The sequence below is a fragment of the Pseudomonas sp. FYR_2 genome, from assembly GCF_043106425.1.
GTDB lineage: Bacteria > Pseudomonadota > Gammaproteobacteria > Pseudomonadales > Pseudomonadaceae > Aquipseudomonas > Aquipseudomonas monteilii.
On record NZ_JBICMM010000054.1, the window covers coordinates 21,359 to 39,391 of the forward strand.

General features: G+C 64.0%; 17 protein-coding genes and 1 pseudogene. 5 read left to right on the forward strand and 13 right to left on the reverse strand.

What is annotated here, in order from left to right:
* Positions 1–126: 126 nt before the first annotated feature.
* The 10 genes and pseudogenes from ACF8R4_RS23135 to mdcA form a co-directional block, all read right to left on the reverse strand.
* Positions 127–1,379 (reverse strand): annotated as a pseudogene (locus ACF8R4_RS23135) (T6SS effector BTH_I2691 family protein); the annotation flags it as partial.
* 330 nt (positions 1,380–1,709) lie between these two features.
* Complete coding sequence (gene madM / locus ACF8R4_RS23140) at positions 1,710–2,474, reverse strand: malonate transporter subunit MadM (RefSeq protein ID WP_156868257.1); 765 nt, start codon at positions 2,472–2,474, stop codon at positions 1,710–1,712.
* Between the two features lie 2 nt (positions 2,475–2,476).
* Positions 2,477–2,899 (reverse strand): malonate transporter subunit MadL, encoded by a 423-nt coding sequence (gene madL / locus ACF8R4_RS23145; RefSeq protein WP_060496936.1) that lies wholly within the window; start codon positions 2,897–2,899, stop codon positions 2,477–2,479.
* Between the two features lie 233 nt (positions 2,900–3,132).
* Positions 3,133–4,053 (reverse strand): malonate decarboxylase subunit epsilon, encoded by a 921-nt coding sequence (mdcH, locus tag ACF8R4_RS23150; protein WP_060496937.1) that lies wholly within the window; start codon positions 4,051–4,053, stop codon positions 3,133–3,135.
* Positions 4,050–4,664: a malonate decarboxylase holo-ACP synthase gene (locus ACF8R4_RS23155; RefSeq protein ID WP_104834638.1), complete on the reverse strand. Its 615-nt coding sequence runs from the start codon at positions 4,662–4,664 to the stop codon at positions 4,050–4,052. The genes mdcH and ACF8R4_RS23155 overlap by 4 nt, the downstream gene beginning before the upstream one ends.
* Before the next feature lies 1 nt (position 4,665).
* Complete coding sequence (gene mdcE / locus ACF8R4_RS23160) at positions 4,666–5,457, reverse strand: biotin-independent malonate decarboxylase subunit gamma (RefSeq protein WP_104834637.1); 792 nt, start codon at positions 5,455–5,457, stop codon at positions 4,666–4,668.
* Positions 5,454–6,302 (reverse strand): biotin-independent malonate decarboxylase subunit beta, encoded by an 849-nt coding sequence (locus tag ACF8R4_RS23165; protein WP_060496940.1) that lies wholly within the window; start codon positions 6,300–6,302, stop codon positions 5,454–5,456. Before ACF8R4_RS23165 ends, mdcE begins: the two co-directional genes overlap by 4 nt.
* Positions 6,295–6,594, reverse strand: coding sequence for a malonate decarboxylase subunit delta (locus tag ACF8R4_RS23170; RefSeq protein WP_060496941.1), 300 nt, complete (start codon positions 6,592–6,594; stop codon positions 6,295–6,297). Before ACF8R4_RS23170 ends, ACF8R4_RS23165 begins: the two co-directional genes overlap by 8 nt.
* 1 nt (position 6,595) lies before the next feature.
* Positions 6,596–7,501 (reverse strand): triphosphoribosyl-dephospho-CoA synthase, encoded by a 906-nt coding sequence (locus tag ACF8R4_RS23175; RefSeq protein ID WP_060496942.1) that lies wholly within the window; start codon positions 7,499–7,501, stop codon positions 6,596–6,598.
* The gene (mdcA, locus tag ACF8R4_RS23180) at positions 7,501–9,162 is read right to left on the reverse strand and encodes a malonate decarboxylase subunit alpha (protein WP_164524585.1); all 1,662 of its coding nucleotides are present in this window, start codon (positions 9,160–9,162) and stop codon (positions 7,501–7,503) included. The genes ACF8R4_RS23175 and mdcA overlap by 1 nt, the downstream gene beginning before the upstream one ends.
* A gap of 254 nt (positions 9,163–9,416) precedes the next feature.
* Here mdcA and ACF8R4_RS23185 point away from each other — a divergent pair, with 254 nt between their 5' ends.
* Together ACF8R4_RS23185 and ACF8R4_RS23190 are read left to right on the forward strand one after the other, a co-directional pair.
* A complete protein-coding gene (locus ACF8R4_RS23185; protein ID WP_060496944.1) occupies positions 9,417–10,487 on the forward strand; it encodes an enoyl-CoA hydratase/isomerase family protein in 1,071 nt (356 codons plus the stop codon).
* Positions 10,488–10,503: 16 nt separating this feature from the next.
* A complete protein-coding gene (locus ACF8R4_RS23190) occupies positions 10,504–11,655 on the forward strand; it encodes an acyl-CoA dehydrogenase family protein (RefSeq protein ID WP_060496945.1) in 1,152 nt (383 codons plus the stop codon).
* A 139-nt stretch (positions 11,656–11,794) separates the two neighbouring features.
* On the opposite strand, the gene ACF8R4_RS23195 is transcribed toward ACF8R4_RS23190, so the two are convergent.
* Positions 11,795–12,727, reverse strand: coding sequence for a LysR family transcriptional regulator (locus tag ACF8R4_RS23195; RefSeq protein ID WP_060496946.1), 933 nt, complete (start codon positions 12,725–12,727; stop codon positions 11,795–11,797).
* 126 nt (positions 12,728–12,853) lie between these two features.
* Here ACF8R4_RS23195 and ACF8R4_RS23200 point away from each other — a divergent pair, with 126 nt between their 5' ends.
* A complete protein-coding gene (locus ACF8R4_RS23200; RefSeq protein WP_060496947.1) occupies positions 12,854–13,114 on the forward strand; it encodes a DUF2790 domain-containing protein in 261 nt (86 codons plus the stop codon).
* A gap of 1 nt (position 13,115) precedes the next feature.
* On the opposite strand, the gene ACF8R4_RS23205 is transcribed toward ACF8R4_RS23200, so the two are convergent.
* A complete protein-coding gene (locus ACF8R4_RS23205) occupies positions 13,116–13,808 on the reverse strand; it encodes a tRNA (adenine(22)-N(1))-methyltransferase TrmK (protein WP_060497131.1) in 693 nt (230 codons plus the stop codon).
* A 137-nt stretch (positions 13,809–13,945) separates the two neighbouring features.
* On the opposite strand from ACF8R4_RS23205, the gene ACF8R4_RS23210 reads away from it, so the two are divergent.
* Positions 13,946–14,326, forward strand: coding sequence for a RidA family protein (locus ACF8R4_RS23210; protein ID WP_392493551.1), 381 nt, complete (start codon positions 13,946–13,948; stop codon positions 14,324–14,326).
* Positions 14,327–14,449: 123 nt separating this feature from the next.
* Positions 14,450–16,450 (forward strand): U32 family peptidase, encoded by a 2,001-nt coding sequence (locus ACF8R4_RS23215; protein WP_392493552.1) that lies wholly within the window; start codon positions 14,450–14,452, stop codon positions 16,448–16,450.
* A 146-nt stretch (positions 16,451–16,596) separates the two neighbouring features.
* Here ACF8R4_RS23215 and ACF8R4_RS23220 read toward each other — a convergent pair whose 3' ends face one another.
* Positions 16,597–17,922 carry a sigma-54 dependent transcriptional regulator gene (locus ACF8R4_RS23220; RefSeq protein WP_200929395.1) on the reverse strand — a complete coding sequence of 442 codons (1,326 nt, stop codon included), beginning with the start codon at positions 17,920–17,922 and terminating at the stop codon, positions 16,597–16,599.
* Between the last annotated feature and the right edge of the window lie 111 nt (positions 17,923–18,033).

Genomic DNA, 18,033 nt, shown 5'->3' on the forward strand with positions numbered 1-18,033 from the left:
ATTCTTTTCAGTTAGTTACGGTAGCAACCGAAACAGATTGGGGAGGATCACCCGGCAGCAGTCCCCCGAATTGGGGGTATCTCGCTGAATTTCTTGAAGACGACGTGATCACTGTGGGAACGGGCATACCGTCACGCTGATCATGGTGTGGGTAAACCGTGAGTCGAACACGGCCAGGCTCATCAGCCCGTGCTGCATAATCGGCCGTACCTTGTTCCAGGCCTTGGTTGAGTGGAGGTCGAAGTCATCGATATTGCGATGCATCCGGTCCCGCGCCTCGGCAATGGAGGCATTGGCCTTGTGCTGCAACTGGCGCAAGTGGGCACTCTGCAGGGCGTAGTACTCGCCCAGCTTCATCTTCACTTCCAACTCGATCAGGTGCACGCCGTTGTACAGATACTGCGTCGCGCTGTTCAGGTGCCGCACGGCGTTCTGAATACCGGGCGACATGCAGGGCGCAAGGCGTTGGCTGGCGGCGTTAAGGGCCCGCTGGATTTCGGCACGCGCGTTCTTGTCGATGTAACCCTGAAACTCGATTTCCTGCTGGTCATACTCCGCCTGGAACGCTGCCCGTTTCGCTTCGTCGTAGCGCTCCTCAAGCCGCTCGTCACGCTCCAACTGTGCCCGCTCCACCAACCGCTGGCGCTCCACCGTCAGGTCGGTGAACACCGGTGGTCCGTCGCCGGTCACGGGCTCCAGCGATAGCACCTTCTGCGCCGCCCACTCCCGGTGCATAGCACGAATGACATGCAGGAGCTGCGAGGTTTGCAGCTGGTAGGCCCGCATGGGGTCTTCGCGCCAGACCTAACGCCTCACCACCCAGTTCAAGCGCTGGTGGTTGAACTCCTGAATCAGGCCAACGGTGTCGTCAAGCACCACCGCCAGCACACCGTTCTCCAGCGTGGGCCGGTTCATCGCGTTGACCAGGTATCCCTTCAAGGCAAACCGGCGCAGCCAGCGGGTACGGAAGCCATGCGCACTGTCGAACGGCGAGCACCCATACTGCGCGTATTCGAGAACATCCTTGTCGACCTGCAAGTTGTCGGGCGTCATGGCGATGCCCAGCAACTCGGGATTGTGACGCGCCTGAGTCAGGTCTACCCCTTCGAAGCGATGGGCAGGCGCCTGGCCCTGCTTGGAGGCTTTCAACACACTCACCGGCCAAGGGTCGCTGGAGAAGGCCAGCCAGGCGCTGCCATAGCGGTCGGTGTCGATGTTGAGGAAGGACGAGGGAATGTCGTGGTTTTCATTCACGCATTTTCGGGCAGCGATGCGGGGAGGCTCTCTGACGGCTCGTAGGGGTTGAAGCGGCGCAGATGGCCCTGCTCGCTCACTTCGTAGGCATGCCAGACCTGCTGGTCGAGCAGCACGTACAGGTGCGCCTCGAAATAGCGAGCAAGCAACAGAGGTGTATCGGTTGGGCCGGGCATGAAGGGGGCCTTGTCTTCCAGCGTGCTGAAGACGGGAACACTATCGGGGAATCAGTTCTTCAAAGAGTCTGGGACTTCCTAAACAGCTGTAGAATCTGTCTCTTCGAAAAATTACCAGACATTTCCTGGGCAACATCTTGATAAATGCTGGCCTCATGCAGTGGTCGTCAGCAAGTTACATCCCCATTGAGAGCAACTGTATTGCACAAAACCGGAAAGCTGGCGCGATCGCTGTGGGAGGGTCGTACCCGCTTCCACAGCGATCGCGCCAGCTTCCCTTCAGCCGACCAGACCGCGTACGCAGAAATACAGAATCGAAGGCCCCATCAAGCACCCCAACCCGGTATGGAAGGTAGCCGTCAACGCCCCATACGGCACCAACCGCCGGTCCGTCGCCGCCAGCCCCGCCGTCACCCCCGACACGGTCCCCGCCAAGCCACCAAACACCATCGCCGAACGCGGGTTATCCAGCGCCAACAGGCTCGCCGACACCGGTGTGAACACCATCACCAGGATCGCCTTGATCAGCCCGGTAGCAATCGAAAGCGCCATCACATCCGAGCTCGCCCCCAGCGCCGCCCCGGTCACGGGCCCGACGATATAGGTCACCGCGCCCGCGCCGATGGTGGTCATACTCACCGCATCGCGGTAGCCGAAGGCATAGGCCACCGCCGCGCCGACAATGAACGGCAGCACCGTGCCCAGCAACAACGCCACCGCGCCAATCATTCCCGCCTTGCGCGCCTCGGTGGCCTGCACTTCGAAGGCCGTGGCAACGATGGCGAAGTCGCGCAGCATGGCTCCGCCCATCAGGCCGATACCGGAGAACAGCGCCATGTCGGCCAGGCCCTTCTGCCCCCCGGTGACGGTGCCGCCTACCCAGGCCAGCACCAGGCCAATGACGATGGCGATGGCCGAGCCGTGCACCCGGCCGAAGGTGAGGTACTTCGACAGCACGACCGACAGCCACATGATGGCGCCCACCACGGCAAAAGCGGTGATCAGGCCGTTGTGTTCCAAGGCATTTTCAATGATCGGCCACATGTTCAACGACCTCCTGCAGGGGCAACCTGCGCGTTGGTTTCGGGGCTGGCATCAAGCGCGGGCAATGGCTCACCCCGGTGGCTGCGGCTGATCAGAGCGATGGTCAAACCGCACACCAGTACCGCGCCTACGGCGGCCAGCAGCGCCACCGGCCCGCCGTGCAGGGCGGTGACCACGTTCTGCTGGGCCGCCATGGCCACCACGACCGGGATGTACATCGCGCCCCAGAAGCCCACCCCGAATTCACATTCCTTGCTCATGCCGCCGTTGCGGTGCATGTACAGCCGTGCGCAGATCAGCAGGATCATGGCGATGCCAACCCCGCCCACATTGGATTTGACGCCCAGCAGCACGCCCAGGAAATCGCCGACGATAACGCCGGCCAGCGTGCAGACCGCCAGCAGTGCCACACCATAGATAATCATTGTTGTTGTCCTCAGGTAGTGTCGAAGTTGCTTGTTGTTGTTCTTCGTAAACACACATTGATGCGGCTATCTCGATCACTGTGGGAGCGGGCTTGCCCGCGAAGCAGACGATGCGGTGGATGGCACGGGCTTCGCCCGTGCTCGCGGGCAAGCCCGCTCCCACAAGGACCGCGCAAGCTTCCAGATCTTGAACAAGACCGTTTTCAGATTGACCGTGCCAGCAGACTGCCTCTTCATCGGTTCTTGGCCACCTCCTGGCGCAGCAGCGCATCCAGGGTGTCCCAACGGGTACCTTCCACCGCCACCACCCTGCCCTGCTCAAACACGGGCCGGGCCAGCCCGCTGAGCACGCTGCCGGGTGGCATCTCAAGGTGCAGGCGCACGCCGCGTTCATAGGCATTGCGCAACGTAGCACGCCAGTCGACCACCCGCGCCATGTTGCCGGCCAGGTCGTCACGCAGGCGCTGAGGGTCGAACACCGGGCGTGCACTGCTGCCACTGAGGTACGTAATGCATGGTCGTTGCAGCTCGACCGTGGCAAAAGCATCGGCCAGCGCCGCAGCCGGGCCATCCAGCAACGGGCAATGCGACGGCACACTGACTGCCAGACACCTCGCCACGCCCTGGCCCTGCCGGCGAGCCCTGGCGGCCACCTCAGCCATCGCCGTATCGCTACCGGCAATCACAATCTGGTTTTCACTGTTGAGGTTGGCGACGTATACCTCACCACCCACTTCGATCAGCAGGCGCTCGACGGTGGCCAGGTCCAGGCCGCTTAGCGCGGTCATGCCGTAACCTTTCGGATAGGCACCTTGCATCAGTTCGCCACGCAAGGCGACCAGGCGCACGGCATCGGCAAAGCTCAAGGCACCCGCCACGACCGCCGCAGGGTAAGCACCAATCGACAAGCCCGCCACATAATCCGGTGCCGGGCTGCGTTGCATCAACCAGCGCGCCCAGGCCACGCCACTCAGCAGCAGGCACAGCTGCACGGCGCGGGTGTTATGCAGGGCTTGCTGGCTGTCCATCTCCAGCACCTGCTGGCCGAGGACATCACTGGCCTCTTCCAGCAGTTGCCCGCAACCTTCAGGCAGGCGTTGCAGCATGCTCACCTGCTGGGCACCCTGGCCGGGGAAGGCGAACAGGCTGCTCATGCGGCACGCTCCATCACGGCCCAAGGGTCGCTGACCAGGCGCGGGCCATGGGGCGACTTGAGCAGCACGCGGGGCGTAAAGCTGGCCCACTCGCGCAGGGCGACCGCACCCGCCGGGGTTTCCAGTTGTACATCGATACGGCACGGCGCGCAGTCGAGAATATCCAGCAGCTCCCGCGCCTGGGCGCGGGCCAGCGGTCGTGGCGTGCGCAGCAGCAGGTCCAGGTCACTGTCGGCGTGTACCACTTCACTGCCGGTCGCAAGCTGGTACCCCACCCCACCCGTCGGCCCCCAGGGCAAGCCACGGGCCTGCAGTACCGGGGTGACCGAAGCCAGTGCCTGCACTGCAGGCCATGGGCTTTGCTCATGCACGCGCAATGCTTCAGGGCCTTGCTGACGCTGGATATCGGTCAGGCGCATCAAGGCACCCAACCGCTGCGCCCGGCCGGGACCGCGAAGCCCAACCGCCACCCAGCCCGCTTCACAGGTGGCACGGCGCACCACCACCGGCTGACCGCTTGCCAACACCTCCAGCGCCCACTGCGGCGCGTCCGTGGGTAAGCCCGACACAGGCATCCCCCACAGCAGGTCGTGCGGCCTTGGCGCATTCATCTCAAGCGCCCTGCCACTGGCGGCGCAGCTGTTCGCGCACCTGGCGCGAAGCACTGCGGTTTTCCCCCGCTAGCCGCGACGACAGGTCAGTCGAGCTACCAATATCGCGTACCGCTTCGGCCAGGCAGGCACGCACCTGCACAATGTCGGCGCTGCTCGGCGCCTCGGCGTTGTCCACGGTCAGGCGGCGCCACAGCAGGCCCAGCGAGGCGTAACTATCCAGGTCGTAGGCCATGGGCGGCACTTCGGCGGCCAGGGTCTCCAGTTGCTCGACGCTGCGCAGGGTAATCCGCGCCGCCGCCGCCTTGCCCATTGCATGTACCATCACGCCTTCATCGTCCAGAGCTATCAGGCGCTGGGCCTGATAGCCATGAGCCAGGAAGGCACCGGACATGGCCTTGCCAACCAGCAAACCGATTATCGGGTGCCCGGCCAGCCGCGCCTGGGCATAGGCCTGCACGGCACCGGCCAAGGCCTGGTGGATACCCAAGGCCTCCTCACGGCGGCCATAGGCCTGGCTGGGTACATCGATCACCGCGACAATAGCCCGCTTCTGCCCGTTGCGGTCAGCCGCCACCACCTCGCTCACGGCCTTGGCCAGGCCCCAGCCTTCCAGCAGGCCGACCTCGCCCGAGCGGGCGCGGGGGAATGGGTTTTCAGCATCAGGCACCACGGCGATGAAGCGGGCCAGGCGGTTGTCCAGTTCGCCATCGATCACCCTCAACGACGCTGGGTAACCGGGCAACGCTTGCCCGCCGGCCAGGCCCGGCAACCAGTTCATGGCACGGTTCATTGGGCTTCTCCTTGATAAAGGGCGCGTACGGCAGCGGCATCCAGTTGCGGGCAGTCATCGCCCAGCCGGGCCAGCCTGCCCAGGAACCAGGCATGCTGGCTGGCGCGATCTGTGGAAGGTGCGTCCAGCAGTTGCAGCAAGCGTTCGCGCAGCGCATCGGTGTCGTCGGCCACATAGCCGTCCACCAATCCGCTTGCATGGCGCTGTTCGCCACCGGTCAGGCTCCAGATGAAGGGGCGGTCCTTGGCGTCGTACTCGCCGATGCCGGCTTCCTGCTCGATCACCTGCGGGCCGTTGAGGCCCAGGCGGGCTTCGCGGGTAACCAGCAGGTGGCTGCACAGGCCAGCGGCGATGGACATACCACCAAAGCAGCCGACCGAACCTGCGATCAAGCCGATCACAGGTTGCCAGGCCCGCAGTTCGACAATAGCGGCCTGAATCTCGGCAATGGCTGCCAGGCCCAGGTTGGCCTCTTGCAGGCGCACCCCGCCCGTTTCCAGCAGCAACACGGCGCACGTGGGGATGCCGTTGCGGTTATCTTCGATGGCCAGCTCCAATGCGCCGGCGATTTTGGCACCGCCCACCTCGCCCATGCTGCCGCCCTGGAAGCCGCCTTCGATGGCGGCTACCACCGTTTGGCGCTCGTTCAGCCGGCCCTTGGCGATCACCACCCCATCATCGGCCTGGGGCACGATGCCCTGGCGCGGCAACCAGGGTGACATCAGCCGATCGAACGGCCCCAGCAATTCACGGAAGCTGCCCGGGTCGAGCACGGCACGCGCCCGCTGGCGGGCGCCCAGTTCGACAAAGCTGCGGCTTTGCAGCAGGCGTTCAGTGTCAGTCATGGGCAATCTCCTCGAAGCCTTGCTCAAGGCGCAGGCGCACCACGCCAGGGGTGGCGCCGAAGTCATGGATATCGATGTTCACGGCCGGCCAGGCGCGGCCCTCGAACAGGTGCTGGAACAGATGCGCCCAGCGGGCAGCACTGCCGTTGACCGAGGTGACCACCTGGATGTTCAGGCTCCCGGCAGTGCCAGGCTCGATCAGTACTTCCAGGTCGCCAGAGCTGACGCAGCCCACCCGCGTGCGACCGCGCCCCGGTTCGGCGGCGGGAAATTGAAAATTCAGGGTTTCCATGTCACAGGCTCCCGGCTTTGTCGAAGAACAGGCAGGCGGCCAGCAAGTCGGCGGCGCCGCCCGGTGAGGCGTTCAGGTGCAGCAGGTGCTGGTCCAGCTGGCGCAGTTGCCGGCGCCCGGCCAGGGTAGCGCTGCCGCCTTCGGCCAGTACGGCCAGCGCGCCCTGCTGCACGGTGGCCAGGCCGGCTGGGCCGCTGCGCCAGAGCACGCAGGTGTCGCTAAGCACGGCCATGATCGCCAGCAGCGCGTCAAGCCGGGCATGTTGCTCGCTGGCACCGGCGGCGCGGCTGCGTTGCAGTTGTGGCAGGCCGTGGCCGATGACGGCGGGGAAGCCTTGTTGCGCCTGCTCACGGGCGCCGCCGGCGCCGTAGCGGCGGCGGACCTGCTGGCCATGGCTGTCTTGCGGGACCAAGACCGGGTCGTCCAGCAAGGCGAGGCGCCCGGCGCGGGCGGCCAGGGTGCTGGCGTCGGCCTGGGTATCAAGGGCTGTGGCCGCTACCAGCAGGCCCAGTGCCCAGATGGCGCCGCGGTGGGTGTTTACCCCGCCAGTGGTGGCGAGCATGGCAGCCTCGCCTTCGCGGCCGAGCTGGCCGAGCGAGGCGCGCAGGGGTTGGCTGATTTCGCCGAAGGTTTGGGCAGCTTCGGCCATTTGCCGCAGGCAGGGCCACAGTGACAGCGCCGAGGCGTGCATCAGGGCCAGCGACATGTCGGGGTGGGTGCCGTTGCTGCGGCGGTCGACCAGGCCGGGTTTGGGGGACAGGTCGGCTTCGTCGATCAGGGCTTCTACGGCCAGGTCGGCCAGGTGATCTGCCATTGGGATTTCGGTTGCCTGAGCGGGCCTCTTCGCGGGCAAGCCCGCTTCCACAGAGACAGCGATAGTTTCGAGAATCAGGTTGTGTGCGTTCATCACCAGCTCCTGAACCGTGCAGGCGGGTTGTAGAGGCCGCCGGACCACTCGACCAGGTCGGCGATGCTGCGCGCGGCCAGCAGTTCGCGGCTGGCGTCGGTGCGGCGGATGCCGAGGTCTTCGGGCAAGGCGATCAGGCCCTGTTGGCGCATGCGCAAGGTGTCTTTCGGGTCATGCCGCAGGCCGATGGCGGTGACCCCGGCCACGGCGGCAATCATCCGCTGGCGTTCTTCCAGGCTGCGGGCCTTGTACAGGTAGGCAATGCCCTCCTCGGTCAGCAAGTGGGTGACGTCGTCGCCATAGATCATTACCGGTGCCAACGGCATACCGGCTTTCTTGGCCACTTCCACGGCATCGAGGGTTTCCACGAAGGTGGGCTTGCCGCCTTCCTGATAGGTCTCGACCATTTGCACCACCAGCTTGCGGCCGCGTTCGAGCATGGTGTCCGGCACCGTCATGTCGAGCCAGGCCGGGGTGGCGTGGCGTCGGCCGCGCGGGTCGTGGCCCATGTTCGGTGCACCGCCAAAACCGGCCAGGCGGCCGCGGGTGACGGTGGAGGAATGGCCATCGCCATCCACCTGCAACGTGGCGCCGATGAACAGGTCGACCGCGTACTGCCCCGCCAGCTGGCACATCATGCGGTTGGAACGCATCGAGCCATCCCGCCCGGTGAAGAACACGTCCGGGCGATGGGCGATGTAGCCCTCCATGCCCAGCTCGGTGCCGAAGCAATGCACGCTTTGCACCCAGCCGGTCTCGATAGCCGGAATCAAGGTTGGGTGCGGGTTGAGCGTCCAGTTGCGGCAGATCCTGCCCTTCAGCCCCAGGGACTCGCCATAGGTGGGCAGGATCAGTTCGATGGCGGCGGTGTTGAAGCCAATGCCATGGTTCAGCGACTGCACCTGGTGTTTTTCATAAATGCCACGAATGGCCATCATCGCCATCAGCACATGCACCGGCTTGATATGGCGCGGGTCGCGGGTGAACAGCGGCTCTATGTAGAAGGGCTGGTCGGCGACCACCACGAAATCGACCCAGGAGGCCGGGATGTCCACCCGTGGCAGGTCGACCACCCGGTCCACCAGTTGGTTGACCTGGGCAATGACGATGCCGTCGCTGAAGGCGGCCGGCTCTACCAGTGCCGGCGTGTCTTCGGTGCTGGCGCCGGTGTACAGGTTACCGTCGCGGTCGGCCATGAAGCCGGCCACCAGGGTAACATTGGGAATCAGGTCGACCAGCAGCCGCGAGTAAAGCTCGATGTAGGTGTGGATGGCGCCGACTTCGAGCAGGCCATCTTCCAGCAGTTGGCCGATGCGCAGGCTCTGCGGGCCGGCAAAGGAAAAGTCGAGCTTGCGGGCGATACCGCGTTCGAACAGGTCCAGGTGCTCGGCACGGCTAACGCTGGGCATGATCATGTGCAGGTCGTGCAGGCGCCCGGGGTCGACCTTGGCCAGCGAGCGTGAGAGGAAGTCCGCCTGCTTCTGGTTGTTGCCTTCCAGCACCACCCGGTCGCCGGGGGCCAGCAACAGTTCCAGGGCTTCGACCATACGTTCGGTGGGCAGCACCACGCCGTCGGCGAGGTGGCGTACCCGATCAAGGCGGCGCTGCTTTTCGGCACGCCGCCGCGACCATTGCGGCGGTGGATTCTGCGTTATTGTCATGGTGACTCCACGGGTTCGCTGTCGTGGGGTCAACTTAGGGCTGTGCTGCCTGACGGATCAATCAAGCTACCGGTGGGTTCTTTACGCTCAGATTAATGATTTGCCGGGCTGCGCGACTGGCCAACGGCAAAAATGCACGATACCCCTGCATAATTGTCGATTGTGCAAGGCAAATTCGCATGACAGGATCCTGCGATCCTCCAGCGAACTCCAGACTTCACTTGGAAAATCAATAACAAAGCAGGGAGAACGCAATGACTGCGCACGCTCAAGCCTCGGTAACCGAGCATGTACTGGCCGAGGTCCGCAACCAGATCGGCCACCTGACCCTGAACCGACCCGCTGGCCTCAATGCCCTGACCCTGGATATGGTCCGTAGCCTGCGCCAGCATCTGGACCAGTGGGCAGAAGACCCGCGCGTGCGCGCGGTGGTACTGCGCGGCGAAGGCCCAAAGGGATTCTGTGCCGGGGGCGACATCCGCTCGCTGCACGACAGCTTCAAAGCTGGCGACATGCTGCATGAAACCTTTTTCGTCGAAGAATACGCCCTCGACCTGGTCATCCACCGCTACCGCAAGCCGGTGCTGGTGCTGATGGACGGCTTTACCCTGGGTGGCGGCATGGGCCTGGCCCAAGGCTGTGACCTGCGCGTGGTTACCGAGCGAAGCCGCCTCGGCATGCCCGAAGTCGGCATCGGTTATTTCCCGGATGTAGGTGGCAGCTACTTCCTGTCGCGCATCCCTGGCGAGCTGGGCATCTACCTGGGCGTCAGCGGCGCACAAATCCAGGCGGCCGACGCGTTGTACTGCGGCCTGGCCGACTGGTACCTGGCCAGCGACCAACTCGCCGCCCTTGACCAAGGCCTCGACCAGTTGAGCTTTGGCGACAACCCGCTCAAAGACCTGCAGAACCTGCTGGCCAGGCTCGGCACGCAGGTGCTGGACGATGCGCCACTGGAAAAACTGCGCCCGGCCATCGACCACTTCTTCGCCCTGCCTACCGTGCAGGCCATTGTCGAGCAGCTGCGTGCCGTCAGCATCGGCGACAGCCATGCCTGGGCCGTCGCCACTGCCGACCAGCTGGAAAGCCGCTCGCCGCTGGCCATGGCGGTTACGCTGGAGATGTTGCGCCGTGGCCGCTACCTGGGCCTGGACGACTGCTTCGCCATGGAACTGCACCTGGACCGCCAGTGGTTCCGGCACGGCGACATCATCGAAGGCGTGCGCGCGCTGATCATCGACAAAGACAAGCAGCCCCGCTGGAACCCGCCGACCCTGGCCGCGCTGCAGCAACAGCGGGTCGACCAATTCTTCGAAGGCCTGTGAGCCCGGGAGTACACAGATGCAAGACCTGGAACTGAGCGAAGAACAAATCATGATCCGCGACATGGCCCGGGACTTTGCCCGTGGCGAAATCGCCCCGCATGCCCAGGCCTGGGAAAAGGCTGGCTGGATCGATGATGGCGTGGTACGCAAAATGGGCGAACTGGGCCTGCTGGGCATGGTGGTGCCAGAGGACTTCGGCGGCAGTTACACCGACTACGTGGCCTACGCCCTGGCCGTGGAAGAAATTGCCGCGGGCTGCGGCGCCACCGGGGCGATGATGAGCATTCACAACTCGGTAGGCTGCGGCCCGTTGCTGGCTTACGGTACTGCCGACCAGCAACAGCAATGGCTGCCGCGCCTGGCCAGTGGTGAAGTGATCGGCTGCTTCTGCCTGACCGAACCGCAAGCAGGTTCCGAGGCGCACAACCTGCGCACCCGCGCCGAGCGGGTCGATGGCGAGTGGGTCATCAATGGCGCCAAACAGTTCGTCAGCAATGCCCGCCGCGCCGGCCTGGCCATCGTCTTCGCGGTTACCGACCCGGAGCTGGGCAAGAAAGGTTTGTCGGCGTTCCTGGTGCCCACCGACAACCCGGGGTTCAAGGTTGACCGCAGCGAGCACAAGATGGGCATCCGAGCCTCGGATACCTGCGCAGTTACCTTCGACAACTGCCGCATTCCTGCCGCCAATATCCTCGGCGAGCGTGGCAAGGGCCTGGCCATCGCCCTGTCCAACCTGGAGGGTGGCCGTATCGGTATCGCCGCCCAGGCCTTGGGCATCGCCCGCGCCGCGTTCGAGGCGGCACTGGTGTACTCACGTGACCGCGTGCAGTTCGGCAAGCCGATCAACGAGCACCAGAGCATCGCCAACCTGCTGGCCGACATGCAGGTGCAGGTGAATGCCGCAAGGTTGCTGATCCTGCATGCCGCCCGCCTGCGTAGCGCCGGCAAGCCGTGCCTGTCGGAGGCGTCACAGGCCAAGCTGTTCGCTTCGGAAATGGCCGAGCGGGTCTGCTCGATGGCGATCCAGGTGCATGGCGGGTATGGCTACCTGGAGGACTACCCGGTGGAGCGGTACTACCGGGATGCGCGGATTACGCAGATTTATGAAGGGTCGAGCGAGATTCAGCGCATGCTGATTGCGCGGGAGTTGAAGCACTATCCCCTGTAATTGAACTGCAACAGGCCCTTTGTGGGAGCGGGCGTGCCCGCGAATCAGGCGATGCGGTGGATGGCACCGCCTTCGCCGGTGTTCGCGGGCACGCCCGCTCCCACAGGATTGGCGAGTGGCTTGAGAAAGCGTCAGTCGCCTAGCGCCAATACCGCGCATCATCAACCACCTGCGCATGCCCCTCGAACAGCGCCGGCAGTTGCTCCTTGAGGTAGTCGATCCAGGTCCGCACCTTGGCATCCAGGTAATGCCGTGACGGGTACATCGCGTACAGCGCACTTTCGCGCAGGCGGTACGGCGCCAGCAGCCGGCACAAGCGCCCCTGCTCGATGGCCTGGCTGGCAGTATAGAACGGCAACAGGCCGATCCCCATGCCCAGCTCACTGGCCACCAGCATGGCATCGGCCACGTTGGTGGAAAAATTGTCACGCGGTGCGATCACGCACTGATCCACACCCTGGGGGAATACCCAGTCGCCTTCATACATGGGATAAGCCATGCGCAGGCAACGATGCGCATGCAGGTCCTCGGGGCGTTCAGGCACGCCATGCCGCTCCAGATAGCTGGGTGCTGCGCAGGGGATACTGAAAATATTGCCAAGCGGCACAGCGATCAGCTGTGAGTCCGGCAGCGCACCGTCCACGGTAATCACCACATCGTGCCCTTCGGCCAACGGGTCGGGGTTGCGTTGAGACAGGGTCAGTTCGATGACCACCTCCGGGCACAACGCGTTGTAGCCCGCCACCAGCGGCATCAACAGCAGGCCCAGCCCGTGGGGGCAATGCAAACGCAGGTGGCCACGAGGCGTGAGGTGCGCGCCACGCGCCTCACCCACCGCTTCTTCGGTCAGCAGCATGATCTGCCGCGCCCGCTCCAGAAACCGCTCACCGGCCTCGCTCATGCGCAGGCGCCGGGTGGTGCGGTGCAGCAGACGGGTCTGCAGCTGGTTTTCCAGCTCGGCGACAATGCGCGAAACCTGCGCTGCAGAGATGTCCAGGGCATTGGCGGCTGCAGCGAAGCTGCCGCATTCCACCACACGGGCGAAGGTACGCATGGCATGCAGCATGTCCATGACAGTGTGCTCCTTGTTCAGTCTTATTCTTGCGTTACAGGCAGGAATCTATCACGGCTTAGCCCATTTATTGTGGATCACCAATGAATACATCATTAGCCATACATTGAACACAAGGAGCCTGCCATGAAACGTTCGATCGCTGTAATTGCCTTTGCCGCTGCCCTCAGCACGTTCGGTGCCTTCGCCGATACCGCCAAAAGCCAGCCTGTGAGCAGCAATTACGAGTACGGCATGCCGCTGGATGTGGCCAAAGTGATCTCCATTACCCCGGCCAGCAATGCCGCCGACTGCCAGGTTGGCACGGCGCACATGGTGTACGTCGACCATCAAGGCCAGAAACGCGAAGTGGACTACCGCGAAATGGGCAACTGCTCGCAGCAGTGAGTCAGGCCAGCACCTGGGTGATCCAGCCCACCTGCCGGTTGAAGTCGTCGATCTTTACCTGAGGCACCGCATCGCGAGCACGTTCGAAGTTGGCCAGGGTTTGCTGCTTCTGTTTCAGCATGCGCCGCCACTTCACCCGAAACGCCTCGCTTTTCTCCTGCAACAGCACCGGGCCGAAGTACAGCTGTTCAGCGGTGTACGCAGCCTCGCCGGGTTCGGCAACGATGATTTCGTAGTCGAAGCGGTTTTCCCGCAGCAGTTCTTCGTTGACGATGCGGTAACCGTTACCCGCCAGCCACTCGCGCAGCTCGCGCTCAGCACCATTGGGCTGCAACACCAGGCGCATGACGCCAGCAAGGCGCTGCTTGCCGGCCTGCAGAATGTCGCACATGGTGTCGCCCCCCATGCCGCAGATGCTGATCACCGAAATACGGTCGTCTGCCTCCACTGCGGCCAGGCCATCGGCCAGGCGCACGGTGATGCAGCCTTCCAGGCCGTTCCTGCGGACATTACGCTGGGCCGAGGCGAACGGTGTCTGCGCCACCTCCCCCGCTACCCCGGCCTCGATCACACCCCGCAGCATCAAGGCCACCGGCAGGTAGCCGTGGTCCGAGCCAATGTCGGCCAGGCGCGCGCCCTGTGGTACATGGGCGGCCACGCGCTCCAGGCGCCTGGACAAAGTCTGTTCGTTCACCGTAAACCCCCGGTTTTGCAATGGGGCGCGATTCTGACGGTGAACGCCGCGCATTTCAAACACCTGGGCACCCTCGACCCGCTCGCCCCGCTCGCGTAGGCTTGCCGCTTTCCTTCCGTTGCAAGGCAAGACACACCATGGCAAACGCAGACATCATCTACACCCCGGACCCGGACGCCGAGTCGATTTCGTCCGACGTCGCCGAATACAACGGCGTGCTGGTCACCACCCAGATCCCGACCCACGCCGATGGCAGCCTGGAACTGGGCGGCATCGTCGAACAAAGCGAATGCACCCTGCAGGCGCTGAAAGTGGCGCTGGAGAAAGCTGGCAGCGGCATGGACCGCGTGCTGCACCTGACCATCTACCTGACCGACATGGCCGACCGTGCCACGTTCAACGAAGTGTATCAGCGCTTCTTCAGCAAGCCCTGGCCGGTGCGGGCCGCCGTGGGTGTGGCCTCCCTGGCGTTCGAAGGTATGCGCGTTGAAGTGACCGCAATGGCCGCCAAACGCTGACCTGCTCTTTGTGGGAGCCGCCTGCGCTCCCACCTTGCACCTCCCGGCACCCCGATGATGCCGCCAGCCCGTTTCGCCGCTACAATGCCCGCCTAAACCGTGACAGCCCGAAAATATAACGACATGTCCCTTCCAAAGAATCACCTGGAACTGCTCAGCCCTGCCCGTGACGTGGCCATCGCCCGTGAAGCGATCCTGCACGGCGCTGATGCCATCTATATCGGCGGCCCGAGCTTTGGCGCGCGCCATAACGCCTGCAACGAAGTCAGCGATATCGCCGAATTGGTCGAGTTCGCCCGTCGCTACCACGCACGCGTGTTCACCACCATCAACACCATCCTCCACGACAACGAGCTGGAGCCGGCGCGCAAGCTGATCCACCAGCTGTACGACGCCGGTGTCGACGCACTGATCGTGCAGGACCTGGGGGTGATGGAGCTGGACATCCCGCCGATCGAGCTGCACGCCAGTACGCAGACCGACATCCGTACCCTGGAGCGGGCCAAGTTCCTCGACCAGGCCGGTTTCTCGCAACTGGTACTGGCCCGTGAGCTGAACCTGCAGCAAATCCGTGCCATTGCCGCCGAAACCGACGCCGCCATCGAATTCTTCATCCACGGCGCGCTGTGTGTGGCCTTCTCCGGCCAGTGCAACATTTCCCACGCGCAAACCGGCCGCAGTGCCAACCGTGGCGATTGCTCGCAGGCCTGCCGCCTGCCGTACACCCTGAAAGATGACCAGGGCCGCGTGGTGGCGTTCGAGAAGCACCTGCTGTCGATGAAGGACAACAACCAGACCGCCAACCTGGCCGACCTGGTCGATGCCGGCGTGCGCTCGTTCAAGATCGAGGGCCGCTACAAGGACATGGGTTATGTGAAGAACATCACGGCCCACTACCGCAAAGAGCTCGACGCCATCCTCGATGGCCGCCCGGCCTATGCCCGTGCCTCCAGCGGCCGCACCGAGCACTTCTTTCTGCCCGACCCGGACAAGACCTTCCACCGTGGCAGTACCGACTACTTCGTCACCGACCGCAAAGTCGATATCGGCGCCTTCGACTCGCCAACCTTCACCGGCCTGCCGGTGGGCGTGGTGGAAAAGGTGGGTAAGCGCGATATGCAAGTGGTTACCGACGTACCGCTGACCAACGGCGACGGCCTCAACGTGCTGGTCAAGCGCGAAGTGGTGGGCTTCCGTGCCAATATCGCCGAGCCGCGCGGCGAGTTCGTGGAAGACGGCCACACGCGCTACCGCTACCGTGTCGAGCCCAACGAAATGCCCGAGGGCCTCTACAAGCTGCGGCCCAACCACCCGCTATCGCGCAACCTCGACCACAACTGGCAGCAGGCCCTGCAACGCACCTCGTCCGAGCGCCGGGTCGGCGTGGAGTGGCACGCGGTACTGCGCGAGCAGCGCCTGATGCTGACCCTGAGCAGCGAAGAAGGCGTGAGCGTGCAGGTGGCTTTGGATGGCCCGTTCGGCGCGGCCAACAAACCGCAGCAGGCGCTGGACCAGTTGCATGACCTGCTCGGCCAGCTGGGCACCACGATGTACCACGCCGACAGCATCCAGCTGGACGCCCCGCAGGCGTACTTCATCCCCAACTCGCAGCTCAAGGCCCTGCGCCGCGAAGCCATCGAAGCACTGACCGAAGCACGCATCAAGGCGCACCCGCGTGGCGGGCGCAAGGCCGAGACCACGCCGCCACCTGTGTACCCCGAGTCGCACCTGTCGTTCCTGGCCAACGTGTACAACCAGAAAGCCCGCGACTTCTACCACCGCCACGGCGTGCAACTGATCGACGCGGCCTACGAGGCCCACGAAGAGCACGGCGAAGTGCCGGTGATGATCACCAAGCATTGCCTGCGCTTCTCCTTCAACCTGTGCCCCAAGCAGGCCAAGGGCGTGACCGGCGTGCGCACCAAGGTGGCGCCGATGCAACTGATTCAGGGTGACGAAGTGCTGACCCTGAAGTTCGACTGCAAACCGTGCGAAATGCATGTGATCGGCAAGATGAAGAGCCACATCATCGACCTGCCTACCCCAGGCAGCGCGGTGGCCCAGGTAGTGGGGCACATCAGCCCGGAAGACCTGCTGAAAACCATCCCGCGCGGGCCGCATTGATCTTCGATCTGTACGGGCCTCTTCGCGGCTAAAGCCGCTCCCACAGGGAAATCACAGCATTCGAAGCGGTGAAAATCCCTGTAGGAGTGGGTTCACCCGCGAACACTGGCGCAGCCGGTGCCATTCAACAAAGGCCTTGGCGTCAGTCAGCGAATCTGATGCTTGTGCAGCAGCCGGTAAAACGTCGGCCGTGAAATCCCCAGCACCTTGGCCGCCACACTCAGGTTGTCACTGTGCCTGTTCAGCACATCGCACAGTGCCTGGCGTTCGGCCCGGTGCTTGTACTCTTCCAACGTACCCAGCGGCTGTTGCTCTTGGTCGAGCAGCTGCAGCCCCAGGTCTTGCGCCTCGATCTGCCGCCCTTCGGCCAGCACCAGGCCACGGCGCACGCGGTTGGCCAGCTCGCGCACATTGCCCGGCCAGTCATGCCGGCCCATCGCCGCCAGGGCGTGGTCGCTGAACGAGCGCGGCCGGCGCCCGGTTTCCAGGCTGTAGAAATGAGCAAAGTGGCTGGCCAGCATCGAGAGGTCGCCATGCCGGTCGCGCAACGGCGCGGTCACCACCTGCAACACGTTCAGGCGGTAATACAGGTCTTCGCGAAAGCGCCCTTGCTCGATGGCCCGTTCCAGGTCCACATGGGTGGCCGCCAGCACGCGCACATCCACCGGGATCGGCTGGCTACCGCCCACCCGCTCAATGTGCTTTTCCTGCAGAAAACGTAGCAGGTTGGCCTGCAACTCCAGCGGCAAGTCACCGATTTCATCAAGAAACAACGTGCCCCCATGGGCCGCTTCGATGCGCCCGGACTTACGCTGGTGCGCACCGGTGAAGGCGCCCTTCTCATGGCCGAACAGTTCGGACTGGATCAGGTGCTCGGGAATAGCCCCGCAGTTGATGGCAACGAAGGGCTGCTCGCTGCGTTGCGACTGGCGGTGCAGGGTGCGCGCCACCAGCTCCTTGCCGGTACCGCTCTCACCACGGATCAGCACCGGCGACTCGGTGGGCGCCAGTTTGCCCAGCAATTTGCGTAGCTCACGGATCGGCCGGCTTTCGCCGAGCAGCTCGTGGGTGGCTTCATCCACCTTCACCGCCCCTTTGCCACGCAGGCGTGCCATGCCGAACGCCCGGCCAAGGGTGACCTGCACGCGGGAGACGTCGAATGGCAGGGTGTGGAAGTCGAAGAACCATTCGCAGACAAAATCGCCGACGGCCGGCATGCGCAGTTGTTCGGCACTGAGCACGGCAATCCATTCGGTATTGCTGCGTTTGATCATGTCCTTGACCGCATCAGGGTGCCTGAGGTGCGAAGCCTGCAAGCGCAACAGGCCTACATCACAAGGATGGTCCAGCGCCCCGCCGAGCACGCAGCTGTCCACATCCCAGCCAGCGCTGCGCAGGCCAGGTAACAATCGATGGCAGTCGTCACAGGGGTCGACGATAAGCAAACGGCGTTGGGCGGCAAGCTGTTGCATGACCAATCCTTGGCGCCAGTTTTTGGTTTTATGAAGTAAAACAGTAAGTTGTGGCGCCCGTTTAACAGTAGCAACGAAGTTGACGGTTCCCAGTACCGTCTGTCTGTCGAC